We start from the raw sequence: 17,001 nt of genomic DNA on the forward strand, positions 1-17,001 counted from the left end.
ACAAACAACTTTGGCAAGTGGAACTTTATTATTTCCAATGGATGCAATTTCAAATGCGCTATTTTCTTCTAAAAAGGCAGTAACAAACAACCTTGAAATCCATCTTTTTTCAAAATGCTTACAGTTTTTAGATTATAAAGAACTATGCAAAACCACTAAAGAGTTAGGATTTGACGGCGTAGATTTAACTGTTAGACCTAAAGGTCACGTGCTTCCTGAAAATGTTGTAACAGATCTTCCAAAAGCAACAGAGTTAATGAAATTATACGGATTAACTCCAAGAATGATATCAACAAATGTAATTTCTGCAAACAATGCTACACAACAATTGGTTTTGGAAACTGCAAAAGAACAAGGATTTGAATGCTATAGAACAGATTGGTTAAAATACGATAGAAGTATTACCATAGCAGAAAATTTAACAAATGCAAAAACAAAATTTAATGCATTAGCAGCGCTTAACAAAACAATTGGAATTAGTGGTGGTTATCAAAATCATTATGGACATTATATTGGTTCTGCCATTTGGGACTTACAGCAAATATTGTCTGATATTAATCCAAAAGAGTTAGGTTCACAATACGATATTATGCACGCCTCTGTTGAAGGTGGCAATAATTGGGAAATTGGTTTTGAATTAATTAAACCAAACATTAACTCTATAGTGGTTAAAGATTTTAAATGGGAAAAAACAAACGGTAAATGGGATATTGCTTATGTACCAATTGGAGAAGGAATGATTGATTTTTACTCATATTTTTCTTTACTTAAAAAGCACAATATTCAAGTTCCTGCATCATTACACGTAGAATATGATTTGGGAGGAGCAGAAAAAGGTGGAATACCAACAATGAATACCCAAGAAATTTTAAGTAAAATAAAAAAAGATGTTGATTATGTTAGAAAAGTTTGGAAAGAAGTAAATCAATAATATTTATACGTGTTTTAATAAAATTAACAAAATTGAAAATCCGCAATTAGCGGATTTTTTTGTATCATTGTTTTTAAATCTTTTGTATGAATATATTGGCGCATTTATACCTTTCAAAAAGCAATAAAAATATTTTAATCGGCAATTTTATTGCTGATGCTGTTAAAGGCAACAAATACAACAATTATCCAAAAGAAATAAAAGCCGGAATTCTATTACACCGAGCGATTGACCATTACACAGATACGCACCCAATTGTAAAAAAAAGTAAACGCCGTTTACACAAAAGATACAATCATTATAGTGGTGTAATTATAGATATTTTATATGATCACTTTTTAGCAAAAAACTGGAAAAAATACTCAGAAATACCATTAAATGTGTATGCTAAAAATATTTATAAATTTTTAGAGAAAAACAACGAAATACTTCCATTAAGAGCTCAAAATATGCTTCCGTATATGACAGAATTTAATTGGCTAGTAAGCTATGCTACAATAAATGGAATTGCGCGTGTGTTAGCTGGAATGAACAAACGAACTAAAGGAATCTCGCAAATGGATTTGGCTATTGAAGATTTACAAATTCATTATTTAGAATTTGAAGAAGATTTTACGCTATTTTTTAATGACTTACAAGAATTCACAAATCAAAAAACAATTATTTTATTAGAACAATGAAAAACATTTTATTAACCCTTTGTGTAATGTTGATTTTTATCCAATGTAAATCAACTAAAACTACAACACTAAAAAACACAGGACTTATAGTAGACAATGCTATGGTTGTCTCTGCCAGAGAAGAAGCTTCAAAAATTGGTGTTTCCATATTAAAAAAAGGCGGCAATGCTTTTGATGCCATGATTGCAACAGAATTTGCTTTGGCTGTTGCCTATCCCTTTGCTGGAAATATTGGTGGTGGTGGATTTATGGTGTATAGAACTAATGATGGAAAAACTGGCGCATTAGATTACAGAGAAAAAGCACCTTTGGCAGCTTCAAAAAATATGTATTTAGATGAAAACGGTGAAATTATTGAAAATAAAAGTACACTTGGAGCAATGGCAATTGGAGTTCCTGGAACTGTTGATGGAATGTTTAAAGTGTATGAAAAATTTGGAAGTTTACCATTCTCTGAATTAATTCAACCTGCTATTGATTTAGCTAACAAAGGCGTTATTGTTACAGAAAAACAAGCTGAAAGAATTAAGCATTACAAACCAAATTTTAGCAAAGCAAACAATACAACAATATTGTTGGATGCAGATTGGAAAACAAATGATACCATAAAATACATTCAATTAGCCAAAACATTAGAAAGAATTCGTGATAACGGCAGAAACGAATTTTACCAAGGAAAAACTGCCGATTTACTAGTGAATTACGTTCAACAATTAGGAGGAATTATTACTAAAGAAGATTTAGAAAAATACGAAGCTCAATGGAGAAACCCCGTTGAATTTACCTATAAAAACTTAAAAATAATTTCTATGTCGCCACCATCAAGTGGTGGAATTTGTATGGCTCAAATACTTAAAGCTATAGAACCTTTTAATATTGCATCGTATGGTCATAATTCATTAAAATCTGTACAACTAATTACAGAAGCAGAACGAAGAGCCTACGCCGATAGGTCTTATTTTTTAGGAGATCCAGATTTTGTAAAAATCCCAATAGACACATTAATTTCAGCAACTTACAATACCAATAGAATGAATGATTTCTCTTGGGAAAAAGCCACACTTTCATCAAATATAACACACGGAAATTTTAATTTTGTTGAAAGTGATGAAACTACACATTATTCTATTGTAGATTCTTTTGGAAATTCAATTTCTGCAACAACTACATTAAATGGTGCGTACGGCTCTAAAGTATATGTTTCTGAAGCTGGCTTTTTTTTAAATAACGAAATGGATGATTTTAGCTCCAAACCAGGAACACCAAATATGTTTGGACTTATAGGTGCTGAAGCCAATGCTATTGCTCCAGAAAAGAGAATGTTAAGTTCTATGACTCCAACAATTGTTGAAAAAGATAATCAATTTTATATGTCTGTTGGTTCTCCTGGAGGCTCAACTATTATAACATCTGTAATGCAAACTATTTTAAATGTGTATGAATTTGGTTTTGGAATGCAAGATGCTGTAAATTTGCCAAGGTTTCACCATCAATGGTTACCCGATGTAATTACCTTGGAACCTACCGGATTTAATGAGAAATTAATACAAAATTTAAACCAAAAAGGATATAAAATTAAACAAGAAAACACCACTATAATTGGTAAAGTTGATGCTATTTTAAAATTGCCAAATGGCAAACTAGAAGGTGGCGCAGATTATAGAGGCGATGATACTGCAATTGGATTTTAAAAAAAAATTACTATGACCTCAAATACCATAACTAACGGAATTTTAAAAGCATTAGCTATAATTATAGGTATTGGACTCTTATTGTTATTTCTATACAAAATTCAATCAATTTTAATTTACATTGCTATTTCAGCTGTAATAGCATTAATTGGAAGCCCTATTATTAGATTTTTAAAACAGCGCTTAAAATTCCCAAATACTTTAGCGGTAATTACAACAATGTCCTTTTTTATTGCAATTTTATCTGGTCTTATAAGTATGTTTATTCCATTAATAATGAAACAAGGAGAAAACTTATCATTATTAAATATGGAGCAACTACAGTACACAATTGCACATTTATTAAACCAAATTAACGATTATTTTTTAGCTCAAAATATTGATATTTTAAATGAACTTAAAAATGCCGATTTATTTAAAAATATAACTGCAATTCCAAATCTATTGAACTCTGTAATTGGAACCGTTGGCAACTTAAGCATTGGATTGTTTTCGGTAATTTTTATAACTTTTTTCTTAATGAAAGATACCGAGATTATGGAAAAGTCTTTATACGTTTTAGTGAATGACAAAAGTGAAAGCAAACTTAAAAACTCATTAAAAACTATCCATAATTTATTGTCTAGATATTTTATTGGTTTAGTTTTTCAAATACTTATTATATTTATTATTTACACCATTGTACTTGCAATTTTTGGAATAGAAAACGCTGTTGTAATAGCATTTTTATGTGCTTTGTTAAATTTAATTCCTTATATCGGTCCGCTTATTGGAGGTATTTTAATGTTATTTTTAACAATGAGTAGTAATTTAGGCGAAGACTTTCAAACAGTAATTTTACCAACAACCATATATGTAATGATTGGGTATGTTATTGCTCAGTTAATTGATAATTTTTTAAGTCAACCTTTAATATTTTCAAACAGTGTTAAATCGCATCCGTTAGAAATATTTTTAGTAATTATGATTGCTGGCGTATTATTTGGTGTAACAGGAATGATTGTGGCTATACCAACCTACACAGCTTTAAAAGTAATTTTAAAAGCATTTTTAGCTAATAATAAAATTGTAAAATCACTAACTAAGAATTTATAGTTTATGAACACATATATTGCGCTTTTAAGAGGAATAAATGTGTCTGGACAACATATTATAAAAATGGTTGACCTTAAGGATTTATTTATTTGCTTAGGATTTGAAAATGTAATTACCTATATACAAAGTGGTAATATTATTTTTAAAAGTGCAATTTTAAATAAAATGGAAATTATAACTAAAATTACCGAAGGAATTAAAGAAAAATACAATTATAAAGTATTTGTAATAGTTTTAACCAAACAAGAAATTAACGCCATTTTTTCATCAAACATATTTTTAAAAAGAGATGGTATTAATATCAAAAAATTACACGTAACAGTTTTAGATCAATTACCTAGTAAAGAAGGCATTCCTTTACTCAATAACTATTGTACAAACAAAGAAGAAGTAATTGTTAAAGGAAACACCATATTTTCTTATTTCCCAAATGGTGTAGGACGTTCTAAATTTACTCTAAACGTTATTGAATCAAAACTTAAAACAAAGGGCACTTCCAGAAACTGGAACACCATTACAAAACTTGTAGAATTAAGCAATTAACATTTTGAATTATACTATTTTAAATACAGAAATACAGGATTTTATCAATTCTAATTTAAAAACAATAATAACTAAATTAATTTTAAAAGGTAGCCCTTTTAAAAATGTTACAATTCAAGAAATTGCTGAACAAATAGTATCAAAAAATAAATGTGAGAGCAAATTACCAACCTGGTTTTCAAATAAAAATATTTATTATCCAAATAAATTAAATATTGAGCAAACCTCATCAGAAATAACAGCAAACTACAAAGCAAATTTAGTTTCAGGTAATTCAATAATCGACATCACAGGAGGTTTTGGAGTAGACGCTTATTATTTTTCACAAAATGTTAACCACGTAACACATTGTGAAATAAATAACCAATTATCTGAGATAGTAACTCATAATTATCTACAATTAAAAGTTACAAATATTAAAACTATTAATATTGACGGTTTACAACTTTTAAAAGAAGACAATACAATATACGATTGGATTTATACAGATCCATCTAGAAGAAACGATGCTAAAGGAAAAGTATTTTTATTAGGAGATTGTTTGCCAGATATACCAAATAACTTAACACTATTGTTTTCTAAAACAAACAATATTTTGGTTAAAACCTCTCCTATTTTAGACATTACAAGTGCCATTAACGAATTAAAATTTGTAAAAGAAGTTCACGTAGTTGCCATAGATAATGAGGTAAAAGAACTTCTATTTATTTTAGAAAAAAATTATACCCAACCAATTTCAATAAAAACAATTAATTTTAATAGAAACAGCAATCAGCAATTTAGTTTTATTTACGGCGCAAATGGTAACCCAACCTATTCAGTTGCTAAAAATTATATTTACGAGCCTAATTCATCCATATTAAAAGCCGGTGGTTTTTCACAAATAGCTGAACAATTAACTATTGATAAATTACATCCTAATTCACACTTATATACTTCTGACCAGCAAATTGATTTTCCTGGAAGAAGTTTTAAAATTGAAAACTGTATTCCTTATGATAAAAAATTGCTTAAAAAATTAATTCCAACAAAAAAGGCAAATATTACCACTAGAAACTTTCCAGAAACCGTAGAGCAAATTAGAAAAAAAACAGGATTAAAAGATGGAGGTGATCAATACTTATTTTTTACTACTGATATAAACAATAATTTAACTATTTTAATTTGTTCTAAATTAAAATAGCTAACAATGTTAAATGCTAAAAACAAAACAAACGGATAGTTTTTACTAATAAAATACACGTTTTTAACAATAAAAAGCAATTAAAACGTTTTTAGCTTTAATTTATTTGGTTAAATAAATATCTTTACATACATTTGCTGCATAAGAGCGTCCCTGTTTTACAAGTTTTTACGGAGAGAATTTGTAATAAATTATTTTTAAGATAAAATTACCCGATTTTATGCTAAAAAAAAATGAAACATGCTTTTAAAATTCTCCAAAATAGAAGTTTTATTCATAAAATTTGAAAGTTTTTTTAAAGTAATAATAGCTACGCAACTATTGAAAAATAAAGAAAAATAACTTTCCGTATATTTATTTTTTAAAAATTTTAAAAAATAAACGGAATTCTATTGCATTTTTATAAGATAAGGTTTATATTTGATACTCTTACTAATCATTTAATTCTTACTAAAAATGAAAAAATTAAAGTTAATTTTCGGATTACTTATGGTAACTGCATTTGTTGCCGTAACAGTATTAAGCGCTACTTCAACTGATGATACCGCAGTTAGAAAAGATATACAATTACCTAGTCAAGCTTAATAATTTATATTTTTTATAATAATTAAACACCACAATATTTTATTGTGGTTTTTGTGTTTATATTAACTTTTTTAGTATATTTGGATTGATTAACCCCTAACCATTTTTTAATGCTTAACCTTAGAAAAAAATCTTTATTTGTAGGTAGTATTATAGCTCTGCTAATATTAATTTCTCCATATTTATTATTTATAAATAAAAATATGACTCAAGGAATAAAATCATATGATACTTTATTTGGAGTTATTAACTCGGGATATTTTGTCGATTTTTATACTTTTACTTACTGGTTCTTTTCAAAATTTGTTCCTCTATTTCTTTTTCTTATTTGGTTTTTAACATGTAAGCATTGGTGGGTACATGTAATATTAATACCAATTACTGTATATTTATTCCAACTAATAACTGTAATTAATGATAGCGTACAATATGTTGATGAAGTAGAGTTTATTTATACTGTGCCTATTGCAGCTATTGTAATGGGACTTTTATATTTTATTAGAAGTAAAATGTCTATCTATATACAGGCAATAGACCTAAAAAAAGAAATGGATGATAATATGCAAGTTCCAAAAAAATTTAAATAATTAAATTTTTACTTTTTTTCCCAACCTGTTAACCCTGCAGACACAACAAATTTCATAATATCACTAGAGTTCATGGCTATTGGTTTTATGTTTTCTTTTGGCACAATAAATAGTTCTCCAGAAAAATTATAAGAATGAGGAAAATAAACTGCTACTTTATTTTTCTCTCCTAACATTTCTAAATTTTCTTCAGTTATAAAACCTAACTTTTCTAAATCGGAATTTAAATTCACTTTCACCAACACAGGTTGATTGAACTTTTTTTCTTTACCAACAAACGCCTTAAACAAATCATTAAAAGCGGTATATACAAAATTTAAAAGGGGAATACTTTCTACTATTTTTTTAAATAAAACTTTTAATGGATCTGCAATAAAAGTTCTACCAATAAATCCAATAAAAATTAAGAACACAACTAAAGTTAAAACCCCTAAACCAGGAATTTCAATTCCAAAGAATTTTATTAACTGCTCTTGTAATAATCCATCCATAAAAGTAAATAATGAATACACTATATATGCAGTAATACTCATTGGAGCAATGTATAATAATCCTTGTAAAAAATAATTAACCAGTCTTTTCATAATTTGTTTTCTCTTTAATAGTTACCTTACAAAATGTAAGGCACAAATTTAAACTTTAATGTAACGTAATTTATTCAATTTTAAAATTAAATACTATCTATTAAAATATATTATAATTTATAATAGAAAATCTCAATTAAGAAGATTACTAATTGAGATTTTTTATTTTTTAAAATAGTTGATTTGTACCCTTTTTTAGCTACTTAATTATTTGTTGGAGGAGATAATAAATTAAAAAATTGATCTAGTTTTGGTAAAATAATAATTTCAGTTCGTCTATTTATTGCTCTTCCTGCACTTGTTTCATTGGTTTCTTTTGGAATAAATTCAGATCTTCCTCCCGCTGTCATTCTTTCTGGTTTAACTCCAAATTCAGTTTGCATTAATCTAACAATTGATGTGGCTCTTTTAACACTTAAATCCCAATTATCTAGCATACAATCAGTTAAAATAGGAACATTATCTGTGTGCCCTTCAATTAATATATCTAATTCATTATGATCATTTATTATTTTAGCTATTTTTCCAATAACTTCTTTAGCTCTAGCACCAATAGTGTAACTTCCAGATTTAAACAACATTTTATCAGAAATTGAAACATATACTACTCCTTTTTTTACTTCAATAGATATATCTTCATCATCAAAATTATCCAAAGATCTTTTTAAATTCATCACTAAAACAAGGTTAAGTGAATCTTTTTTTTGCATTGAAGTTGTTAAATTTTTTATGTATCGGTTTTGTTCATTTAAAGCTTCTAACGATTTTTTAATACTTTCTGCACCTGATTTGCTTACCACTGAAAGATCTGACAAACGATCTAATAAATTTGTATTGGTACTTTTAAAATAATCCATCTGACTTTCTAATTTCTCAATTTTACTCTTCTCATTAGCTAAATTTGTTTCCAAAATTAATTGTTCATTTGTACAATTTTTTAATTCATTTTGAGAATTAGTTAATTGTGTTTGTAAAGTGGCATATTTTTTTTGACTTACGCAAGATGTTAATATCAACAAAAACATTACCGCTATAATTTTTAAAGTTTTCATACTATAAAATTTTAAATATTAATATAACTGCAACTCCAATTCGCTGTTATTTTTCTAAAACTATAAACTGATTTAATGCCTCTAATGCTTCACAGCCATAAAACATAGCTTGCTTTCCTCCCATTAAAATAGCAACACTCATAGTTTCATAAATTTCTTCAGATGAAGCTCCTGCCTTTAGTGCATTTTCAATTTGAATTGCAATTGCTTCTTTACAACCACTTGAAATTGAAATTCCTAATGCAATTAATTCTTTAGTTTTATTTGATAGAACTCTTGAAGAAATACAAACTTTTTGAAGCTTTTTTAAACCTGTCATTGTATACGGTATAGCGTATTCCAATTGTTCCAGTAATTTTTGAATATCATTTTCATATTTACAATAATCGGTTATCATTTTTATTTTTTTTAAGTTATTAAATAAATATCATGCTATAATTTTACCTTTATTAAAATTACATAGCAATCCTATAATTTGAAATGATTGTTATCAATCATTAAATTTTATTTACATCTGAAGGGGTTTCAACTAAAATAATTTTATCTCCTTTAATTACTATTGGTTGCTTTAAAATTTGAGGATTATGTTGTATCATTTTAATCCAATCGTTATCAGAAAAATTATGATACCTACATTCTGAATGATACGATGGATGCTCAAGATTTACTAAATCCTTTATTTCCATATGTAATTTATCTGCAATTTCTGCGATTTGAGTTCCGGTTAATTTTGTTTTTAAAATATCAATTTCTAAAATTGGCAGGCCTTGAGCTTGTATATACGCAAATGCTTTTTTTGCTCTTATAGAATTTGAATTATAGTAAAAGGTAATTTGTCTGACTGATGTTGCTATTTCTCCCATAATTTTAGTGTTTATTTTTTTATTTATTCATACCTTAATGCATCAATTGGGTTTAATTTTGCAGCCTTTCTGGCTGGAAAGTATCCAAATGCAATTCCAACTATTGCTGAAAATCCGAAACCAATAAGTATTGAGTACATTGCTGTTGGTATAAAAAAGTTTGTGAGTTTATAAATAATATGATTTCCAACAATACCTACTAAAACCCCTAAAACTCCTCCAACCAAACTTAGTACAACAGCTTCTATTAAAAACTGAGTTAAAATATCGCTTTCTCTTGCCCCAATAGCTAATCTTGTTCCAATTTCTCTAGTTCTTTCCGTAACTGAAACCAGCATAATATTCATAATTCCAATTCCGCCAACTAATAATGAAATACTTGCTATTGAACCCAATAAAATGGTAAGTATTCCTGTTATATTTCCTGTAATTTGTTGTAATTCAATTTGTGTAGTAATATCAAAATCATTTTCATCGCCATCTAAAATTCTATGCGATTCTCTAATTAATTCAGTTGCTTCAATTTTAGCATCAGCTATATGATTTTCACTTATGGCACTTGCCATAATCATTTCGTAACCACTTTGGGTGCCTTTTAATCTGTTTTGAACTGTTGTATAAGGAGCAATTAAAATATCATCTTGATCTTGGCCCATTGTGCCTTGACCTTCTTCTTTCAACAAACCAATTACTGTAAAAGGAATTTTATTTATTCTAATTTGCCTACCTATTGGATCACTTTCTAAAAAAAGTTTTTCTCGAATGGTTTCTCCAATAACACAAATTTTTTTACCTGCTTTAACATCATCTTCTTTAAAAACTTCGCCTAAATACAATTCTCGGCTCATAATTTCAAAATACTCATGTGATACGCCATAAATTGCCGTTGATTTATAGCCTTTTGGTCCAATTGCCTGAATAGCATCCACTACTAAAGGAGATATTTTTGTAAGCCAAACTGAATTTTTTTGTAATATTTCTAAATCTCTTTTATCAATAGGTTTTCCCATTCTTACGTGTGCACCTCCTCTATGCTCAGTTTTGGTATAAATCATTAATAAATTGGTTCCTAAACCCGATATTTGATCTTGTATTTGTTTGGTTGCTCCTTCTCCTGCAGAAATAGTCATAATTACAGCGCCAACTCCAATAATAATTCCAAGAACAGTTAGTAAACTTCTAGTTCTGTTTTTATTAATTGCCTGAAAGGCTACTTTAAATGTTTTAAATAATTGTAACATTTTTATGCTTTTAAGCTGAAATTTCTAAATCTTGTAGCGCACTTTCTTTTGTGCTTCTGTTTTTAACTATTTCATCGGTTAAAATTTTTCCATCTCTTAAATAAATAATTCGTTTAGAAAACTGCGCAATTTCTGGCTCATGAGTAATCATAACAATAGTTTTTCCTTTGTTATTTAACTGCACAAATAAATCGGCCACATCAATACTAGATTTGCTATCTAAATTACCAGTTGCTTCATCTGAAAGTATTAGTGCAGGATCATTTACCAACGCTCTGGCAATAGCAACGCGTTGTTGCTGACCTCCAGAAAGTTGATTTGTTTTATGATACATTCTATCTCCTAAACCAACTTGTTTTAAGGCTTTAATTGCAATTTCTGTAGGGTTTTTAAATCGTCCGGTTCTATCATAAACTAAAGGCAAGCCAACATTATCTAGTGCTGTGGTTCTAGACAATAAATTATAACTTTGAAAAATAAAGCCAATTTTACCATTCCTTATATCTGCCAATTGATTTTTATTTAACTTATTCACGTGAACTCCATCTAAATAATAATCTCCTGATGATGCTTTATCCAAACACCCTAAAATATTTAATAATGTAGATTTTCCTGAACCTGATGCGCCCATAATAGCCACAAATTCTCCTTCTAAAATTTCCAAATCAATAGCTGTTAAAGCACGTACTTCTATTTCTCCGTTTTTAAAAACACGACTTAACTTTTTAGTTTCTATAACTTTTTTTACGTTCATTTTAGTTATTATTCTGATTTAATTCCATTTATTATTTCTGTATTTTCTGATAATTCAACGCCATCAATCCACCGTTTAATTTCTGATTGTAACCCGGTTTTTACACCAATTTCTATAAATTTAAAATCTATTTTAGATTTAGAGTTTTTATAAAATACCCCTTCAATATTTTTAGGAAATTCCTTCTTATAATTATCTGGAGTGTATAGCGCTTCATTTTCAATTAATTTTAACAGTTTTACGCGTGTAGAATCTGGAAAATATTTTTCCGCATTTTTTTTCAATATTGGTTTCACTTCTTTTAACATATATTCATTTGGTTTAAACCTAAATGCTGAATTATTTATTAAAAGCACATTTTTAGCTGTTTTTAAAATAAATTCTATAGAAGTTGTCATACCTGGTAAAAGCAATCCTTCCTTGTTCTCAACATCTATAACCACCTGATAATTAACAACATTATTAATTTCAATTGGTTGTAACCTAATTTGACTTACTTTACCATAAAAATATTTTTCAGGGAAAGTTTGTACTGTAAACCGAACATCTATACCAGTTTTTATATAACCTATATCACTTTCATCTACATCTGCCAAAATTTGCATTTTCGATAAATCTTCGGCAACAATAAACATTCTAGGTGTAGAGAATGCTGCTGCAACTGTTTGTCCTTCTTCAACGCTACGCTCTGTAACCGTTCCGCTAATTGGCGATGTAATATGTGCATAACCCATACTAACTTTTATGTTATTTACTGCTGCCAATGATGCTTCTTTGGCGCTTTTAGTTTGTTGATAATTGTATTTAGAATTTAAAAACTCTTTTTCTGGTATTACTTCTTCTTTAAACAATTCTGTATTTCTTAAAAAATCATCTTTTGCTTGGTCTAATCTCGCTTCATTAACAGCTAAATTTGCCAGTGCACTTACCAAATTAGTTTCTAATAATTTTAAATCCATTTCTGCTAACAACTGACCTTTTTTAACCTGATCATTATAATCAACATAAATTTTTTTAATAGTTCCAGATATTTGTGTTCCAATTTCAACGGTGTTAATTGCCTTTAGTTTACCTGTGCTAGATACAACAGCATCAATAGATCCTTTTTCAATTTGCGTAAACGTAAAATCAATTTTTTTAGAATTTATAGTTGATTTTACTCCAAAATAAGTTGCTATTGACACCATTAAAATTCCTACAATAATCCAACGGTTTTTTTTCATAATTTAATTTCTTTACCTATTAACATTTGATAATTATAATAAGCCGATTTATAATTTAAAATTGCTTTTAACCAATTTAATTTAGCTTGTGTAAAAAGTAATTCTGCATTAGAAACTTCCAAAAAAGTTGAAACTCCTAACTGATATCGTTTTTTGGCTAGTTGAAAAGCTTCTTTTGTTAAATCTAAATTTTCACGCTGTACCAAAACTTTTTTCTTTGAAAATTCTATTAAAGATTCCATTTCTTTTAATTGCATTTTAAAATCTTCAGAGGCGAATTTTAAATCTTCTTCCGCAATTTTTTTGTCAATTATTGCTTGCTGCACTTTATTTTTAGTAATTGTACCATTAAATAAAACATATTGAAATTGTAAACCAACAAGACTTGTGTGTACCCAATTATAATTAAACACTTTAAAATTGTTTGCCTGAGATTGAAAATTATAGTTACCAACAGCACTAATTGTTGGATAATAATTAGATTTAATTAATTGAATTTTTTGATTATTTAAACCAACATTTAACGCCAACTGTTTTAATTGGCTGTTATTTAAAAGCAATTGTTTTTCAGCATCTTCCAACAAAATTGTTGCATCTAAATCATCTATTGGTTCTATAAGTTTTACGTTATCTACATTGGTTAAACCAATACTTTTTTTAAACATATTGGCTGCTGGTAACACGTTGCTTTCGGCTTCTAATAAATTATTTTTTGCAATTGCTACCTGAACTTGTGCTGCAGTTAAATCGTATTTAATTAATGTTCCTTTTTCTACTCTTTTTTTAATATCAACTAAAATTTGCATTACATTTTGTAGTTGACTTTGCTGTACTTTTACTACTTCTAAAGCTATTAAATAGTTAAAATATGTGAGTTTTGTATTTGTTACAATACGCTGTTCAATTCCGCTTTTTACTTCTTTCTGCAAATTTATTTGGGCAACGTTTACATCTCTGTTTTTTATATTTTGAGATGAATAAATGGGCATTGAAAAATCTAACGAACTTGAATAAAAATTATCTGAGCCTAACTTAATTGTTGCATTAGTTTCAGAAAAAAAAAGCACTTGCTTATCTATATTTCTGTTGTAGAGTGCACTAAAAGAAACTTTAGGTAAAAAATTTCCTTTTGCTTCTTTTAAAGAGAATTCAGCAGATTTTAATTGATAGTTGGTTTTAACTACTTCTGTGTTATTTTGCAAGGCCATTTTTATGGCATTATTTAAATTAAGTACCAAACTATCTTGCGGAAAAGCTATTACACAAGTTAATTGCAGTATAAAAACAACAAAATTAAATTTAAACCTATTCATTTCTTCACCTTTTTAAAACGTGATAAAATTTTAGAATTTGCTAATTCTCGTTTTTACTACCAGCTAAATTTATCTGCAAAATTTATGCAAATTCTTTACTTTTTATATCCTAATAAGCCATTGAGAAAACTTTTAATTTATTATAAACTCTGCCAACGCTATTTCTATTTGGTGTGCGTTTTTCTAAATATGTAAGAATTATACAAATAAGGATTATGAATAATTAATTTTCAATTTGTTAACTGTTCAGATTCAATTATATGCTCTGATACTTTAAAAGTTTCTTTTCTAGTTTTACGAAACAACTTTACAAAATCAGCTAATTTATCTTCCAATATTTGATGTTCAGTTCTAAATGTATGTGAATCGTATTTAAACGGATTATCTATTAAACCAGCTAAATGACTTAAATGTAATTTTACTTTTTCTAACAATTCTTCACATATTTTTTCAGTTTTATCTAAACTTATTTCAATTTTTTTTACTTGTTTAATGTTTTCTTTTTTGGATACCCAAATAATATATTTATTAATTAAATTATTTAAAAATCGTAAGTCATCTTTATAAAATAACAAATCAGATTTCCAATGTTCTGTTAACACATACAAATCTTGCCAATTTGCATCAAAAATGTATGTTCCATTTGGTCTGTATCTAAAAGTGCTCATAACAATAAATTTTACGAGAAAAATTTCTAAATTCCCTATAGTAAAATTAAAGTAGGATGGCATTTTTAGAAATGATTACTATCAATTTTATACTGCTTTTACTTGATACATATCATTAAAAAATTCATTAAAAATGAATATTTTTAGTATTAGCTAAATCTAATACCAGAAATTATGAAAACTATTTTATGTGCCGTAGATTTTTCAACCAGCGCTATTTTTGCATTAAAATATGCTGCCGAATTGTGCAAAAAAACCAATACTTCACTTTTTGTAATTAATATTTATAACTATTCAACTTTTGCCGCTAGTATTAAAGAACCAAACTTTTTAACAGATAAAGAAATAACAGCAAAAAAAACAGCTGAATTAGAATTGTTTTGTAAACAACATCTACTTCAAGATTTTGAAAAAACCAATTGTAAAATAAAAGCTATTGAAGGTGTATCTGTTGTAGATCAAATTAATAAAAAAGCACAATTATTAAATGCATTTTTAATTATTGTTGGAATGAAAGGTATTAATAAATTTAAAGACTTTTTTATTGGAACCACTACCAAAAAACTAATTGAAAAAGCCATTTGTCCAGTATTAGCAATCCCTAATGAGTTTGAAGAATATAATTTTAAAACATTTGTTTACGCTACAGACTTTGAAAAAGAAGATATTTTTGCTATTAAAGAATTAGCCCAATTAGCCGAAAAATTAAATAGTACTATTAAAGTTGTACATATTGCTAATGAAAATAACAACAAGGCATTTGACGAAATGGAATGGTTTAAAGAGCTTGTAAACCAAAAGGTTACATATAAAAAATTAAAATTTAAATTACTTTTTTCAGATGATATTTTAAACACATTACACGAATATATAGAAGAAAATAACGCTCATATTATAGCAATGCTTGAACGTAAAAAAGTAGGTTTTTTAAATGATTTTTTACACGGTGATTTGGTTAAAAAATTTGAATCTTATATAAATATTCCTCTTTTAAGTTTTAGAGAAGAAAACTATTAACTTACGGTGTTGGAATTAAATTTTCCTTTTCAAATTGACGAATAATTTTTTTGTTATATCCTTTTATTGCTGATGCTATTTTTTGTGGATTTACAATATCTAATGCACCAACCCAAACCAACGATTTATCTTCGTCTGAATTTATATTATAAACAGAAGTTTCTATATGATATACTTTATAGGTTTCATAATAGTTTGGTGTATAATAAATATCTTGAAATTTGTAATAATACCTTCCTAATTTTGCCCATCTATAATTAACATATCTATAATTATCTAAAACATTCTCCTTTTCTTCTACGCCTTTTATTGCTGTAATAATAACTGCATCAAAGCCTTCTTTAGAAAGATTCGCTATCATTTCATCAATTTCTAATTCCGATTTTTTACCATTTGTAAACGTTCCATTAAAAACATTTATACTTTGTTGAGCATTTATTCCTCTTTTAATAAAAGCTTCAGATAATTCTTCCTCAAAATAGTTTCTCGCAGTTAAATTATCGGTCATTCCAATAATTAAGAGCTTGGTTGGTTTAAATTCTTGTACTTCTTTATTTCTCCAACTATCAATAAATTTGGTTGACGAACAAGCCATTGTCAGAAAAAATAACCCTATTAATAATCCTAAATTTTTCATCTTTTATGGTTTTATTTAATAAAATTAACCATTAATAAAAATTTACAAAATGATGTATATCAATTTATACTTTTTAGCTTTTATTTATAAAACTTCAACTGTTTAGTTAATCTAGTTTAGAATTTAAAAAGCAAGTTCTTGTTTTAAAAACAAATGGATTTTAACAAATACACATTAAAATACCGTTTATTTAGTAAATTGCGACGGTAAATAGATATCTGTGGAAAATACAAACCAAAACTCAACCAATTTAAATAAGTACATTAGTAGCACCGGAATTTGCTCACGTAGAGAGGCTGAAAAACTAATTGTTGATGGAAAAGTTACCATTAATGGAAAACCAACGCAATTAGG

20 protein-coding genes are annotated in these 17,001 nt (G+C 27.5%); 10 read left to right on the forward strand and 10 right to left on the reverse strand.

The window, feature by feature from the left end:
• The 8 genes from ABY298_RS09680 to ABY298_RS09715 form a co-directional block, all read left to right on the forward strand.
• Positions 1-931 (forward strand): sugar phosphate isomerase/epimerase family protein (locus tag ABY298_RS09680; protein ID WP_372745848.1); only part of this gene is annotated, 931 nt, incomplete at its 5' end.
• An 86-nt stretch (positions 932-1,017) separates the two neighbouring features.
• Positions 1,018-1,611, forward strand: a complete 594-nt coding sequence (locus ABY298_RS09685) for an ACP phosphodiesterase (protein WP_372745849.1) — start codon at positions 1,018-1,020, stop codon at positions 1,609-1,611.
• Positions 1,608-3,302, forward strand: coding sequence for a gamma-glutamyltransferase (ggt, locus tag ABY298_RS09690; RefSeq protein ID WP_372745850.1), 1,695 nt, complete (start codon positions 1,608-1,610; stop codon positions 3,300-3,302). Before ABY298_RS09685 ends, ggt begins: the two co-directional genes overlap by 4 nt.
• A 12-nt stretch (positions 3,303-3,314) precedes the next feature.
• Positions 3,315-4,397, forward strand: coding sequence for an AI-2E family transporter (locus ABY298_RS09695; RefSeq protein WP_372745851.1), 1,083 nt, complete (start codon positions 3,315-3,317; stop codon positions 4,395-4,397).
• A gap of 3 nt (positions 4,398-4,400) precedes the next feature.
• Entirely contained in the window at positions 4,401-4,940 is a 540-nt protein-coding gene (locus ABY298_RS09700; RefSeq protein WP_372745852.1) for a DUF1697 domain-containing protein, read from the forward strand.
• 4 nt (positions 4,941-4,944) lie between these two features.
• Positions 4,945-6,123 carry a class I SAM-dependent methyltransferase gene (locus ABY298_RS09705; RefSeq protein ID WP_372745853.1) on the forward strand — a complete coding sequence of 393 codons (1,179 nt, stop codon included), beginning with the start codon at positions 4,945-4,947 and terminating at the stop codon, positions 6,121-6,123.
• A 456-nt stretch (positions 6,124-6,579) separates the two neighbouring features.
• Positions 6,580-6,708: a hypothetical protein gene (locus ABY298_RS09710; RefSeq protein ID WP_372745854.1), complete on the forward strand. Its 129-nt coding sequence runs from the start codon at positions 6,580-6,582 to the stop codon at positions 6,706-6,708.
• Positions 6,709-6,818: 110 nt separating this feature from the next.
• Positions 6,819-7,295, forward strand: a complete 477-nt coding sequence (locus ABY298_RS09715; protein WP_372745855.1) for a hypothetical protein — start codon at positions 6,819-6,821, stop codon at positions 7,293-7,295.
• A gap of 8 nt (positions 7,296-7,303) precedes the next feature.
• Here ABY298_RS09715 and ABY298_RS09720 read toward each other — a convergent pair whose 3' ends face one another.
• The 9 genes from ABY298_RS09720 to ABY298_RS09760 all read right to left on the reverse strand — a co-directional run bounded on the left by ABY298_RS09720 (position 7,304) and on the right by ABY298_RS09760 (position 14,993).
• A complete protein-coding gene (locus ABY298_RS09720; RefSeq protein WP_372745856.1) occupies positions 7,304-7,879 on the reverse strand; it encodes a DUF502 domain-containing protein in 576 nt (191 codons plus the stop codon).
• A gap of 203 nt (positions 7,880-8,082) precedes the next feature.
• Positions 8,083-8,931, reverse strand: coding sequence for a flagellar motor protein MotB (locus tag ABY298_RS09725; protein WP_372745857.1), 849 nt, complete (start codon positions 8,929-8,931; stop codon positions 8,083-8,085).
• A gap of 46 nt (positions 8,932-8,977) precedes the next feature.
• Positions 8,978-9,328 carry a carboxymuconolactone decarboxylase family protein gene (locus ABY298_RS09730; protein ID WP_372745858.1) on the reverse strand — a complete coding sequence of 117 codons (351 nt, stop codon included), beginning with the start codon at positions 9,326-9,328 and terminating at the stop codon, positions 8,978-8,980.
• 100 nt (positions 9,329-9,428) lie between these two features.
• Positions 9,429-9,794 (reverse strand): arsenate reductase family protein, encoded by a 366-nt coding sequence (locus tag ABY298_RS09735; protein ID WP_372745859.1) that lies wholly within the window; start codon positions 9,792-9,794, stop codon positions 9,429-9,431.
• A gap of 23 nt (positions 9,795-9,817) precedes the next feature.
• Positions 9,818-11,035: an ABC transporter permease gene (locus ABY298_RS09740; RefSeq protein WP_372745860.1), complete on the reverse strand. Its 1,218-nt coding sequence runs from the start codon at positions 11,033-11,035 to the stop codon at positions 9,818-9,820.
• A 10-nt stretch (positions 11,036-11,045) separates the two neighbouring features.
• Positions 11,046-11,789: an ABC transporter ATP-binding protein gene (locus ABY298_RS09745; protein WP_372745861.1), complete on the reverse strand. Its 744-nt coding sequence runs from the start codon at positions 11,787-11,789 to the stop codon at positions 11,046-11,048.
• 8 nt (positions 11,790-11,797) lie between these two features.
• Positions 11,798-13,012: an efflux RND transporter periplasmic adaptor subunit gene (locus ABY298_RS09750; protein WP_372745862.1), complete on the reverse strand. Its 1,215-nt coding sequence runs from the start codon at positions 13,010-13,012 to the stop codon at positions 11,798-11,800.
• Positions 13,009-14,325, reverse strand: coding sequence for a TolC family protein (locus ABY298_RS09755; protein WP_372745863.1), 1,317 nt, complete (start codon positions 14,323-14,325; stop codon positions 13,009-13,011). Before ABY298_RS09755 ends, ABY298_RS09750 begins: the two co-directional genes overlap by 4 nt.
• Positions 14,326-14,555: 230 nt before the next feature.
• Positions 14,556-14,993, reverse strand: a complete 438-nt coding sequence (locus ABY298_RS09760; protein ID WP_372745864.1) for a hypothetical protein — start codon at positions 14,991-14,993, stop codon at positions 14,556-14,558.
• Between the two features lie 174 nt (positions 14,994-15,167).
• Here ABY298_RS09760 and ABY298_RS09765 point away from each other — a divergent pair, with 174 nt between their 5' ends.
• A complete protein-coding gene (locus ABY298_RS09765) occupies positions 15,168-16,010 on the forward strand; it encodes a universal stress protein (protein ID WP_372745865.1) in 843 nt (280 codons plus the stop codon).
• A 1-nt stretch (position 16,011) separates the two neighbouring features.
• On the opposite strand, the gene ABY298_RS09770 is transcribed toward ABY298_RS09765, so the two are convergent.
• The gene (locus tag ABY298_RS09770; protein WP_372745866.1) at positions 16,012-16,647 is read right to left on the reverse strand and encodes a hypothetical protein; all 636 of its coding nucleotides are present in this window, start codon (positions 16,645-16,647) and stop codon (positions 16,012-16,014) included.
• A 220-nt stretch (positions 16,648-16,867) separates the two neighbouring features.
• On the opposite strand from ABY298_RS09770, the gene ABY298_RS09775 reads away from it, so the two are divergent.
• The coding region (locus tag ABY298_RS09775) for a S4 domain-containing protein (RefSeq protein WP_372745867.1) at positions 16,868-17,001 on the forward strand (134 nt) is incomplete at its 3' end.

Origin of the sequence: Lutibacter sp., from assembly GCF_041596795.1 — a bacterium.
GTDB lineage: Bacteria > Bacteroidota > Bacteroidia > Flavobacteriales > Flavobacteriaceae > Lutibacter.

Excerpts from the sequence above, each read along its gene's own strand:
- ABY298_RS09685 (WP_372745849.1), top strand. The coding sequence starts at position 1,018 with ATGAATATATTGGCGCATTTATACCTTTCAAAAAGCAATAAAAATATT.
- ggt (WP_372745850.1), top strand. The coding sequence starts at position 1,608 with ATGAAAAACATTTTATTAACCCTTTGTGTAATGTTGATTTTTATCCAA.
- ABY298_RS09695 (WP_372745851.1), top strand. The coding sequence starts at position 3,315 with ATGACCTCAAATACCATAACTAACGGAATTTTAAAAGCATTAGCTATA.
- ABY298_RS09700 (WP_372745852.1), top strand. The coding sequence starts at position 4,401 with ATGAACACATATATTGCGCTTTTAAGAGGAATAAATGTGTCTGGACAA.
- ABY298_RS09710 (WP_372745854.1), top strand. The coding sequence starts at position 6,580 with ATGAAAAAATTAAAGTTAATTTTCGGATTACTTATGGTAACTGCATTT.
- ABY298_RS09715 (WP_372745855.1), top strand. The coding sequence starts at position 6,819 with ATGCTTAACCTTAGAAAAAAATCTTTATTTGTAGGTAGTATTATAGCT.
- ABY298_RS09720 (WP_372745856.1), bottom strand. The coding sequence starts at position 7,879 with ATGAAAAGACTGGTTAATTATTTTTTACAAGGATTATTATACATTGCT.
- ABY298_RS09725 (WP_372745857.1), bottom strand. The coding sequence starts at position 8,931 with ATGAAAACTTTAAAAATTATAGCGGTAATGTTTTTGTTGATATTAACA.
- ABY298_RS09730 (WP_372745858.1), bottom strand. The coding sequence starts at position 9,328 with ATGATAACCGATTATTGTAAATATGAAAATGATATTCAAAAATTACTG.
- ABY298_RS09735 (WP_372745859.1), bottom strand. The coding sequence starts at position 9,794 with ATGGGAGAAATAGCAACATCAGTCAGACAAATTACCTTTTACTATAAT.
- ABY298_RS09740 (WP_372745860.1), bottom strand. The coding sequence starts at position 11,035 with ATGTTACAATTATTTAAAACATTTAAAGTAGCCTTTCAGGCAATTAAT.
- ABY298_RS09745 (WP_372745861.1), bottom strand. The coding sequence starts at position 11,789 with ATGAACGTAAAAAAAGTTATAGAAACTAAAAAGTTAAGTCGTGTTTTT.
- ABY298_RS09750 (WP_372745862.1), bottom strand. The coding sequence starts at position 13,012 with ATGAAAAAAAACCGTTGGATTATTGTAGGAATTTTAATGGTGTCAATA.
- ABY298_RS09755 (WP_372745863.1), bottom strand. The coding sequence starts at position 14,325 with ATGAATAGGTTTAAATTTAATTTTGTTGTTTTTATACTGCAATTAACT.
- ABY298_RS09760 (WP_372745864.1), bottom strand. The coding sequence starts at position 14,993 with ATGAGCACTTTTAGATACAGACCAAATGGAACATACATTTTTGATGCA.
- ABY298_RS09765 (WP_372745865.1), top strand. The coding sequence starts at position 15,168 with ATGAAAACTATTTTATGTGCCGTAGATTTTTCAACCAGCGCTATTTTT.
- ABY298_RS09770 (WP_372745866.1), bottom strand. The coding sequence starts at position 16,647 with ATGAAAAATTTAGGATTATTAATAGGGTTATTTTTTCTGACAATGGCT.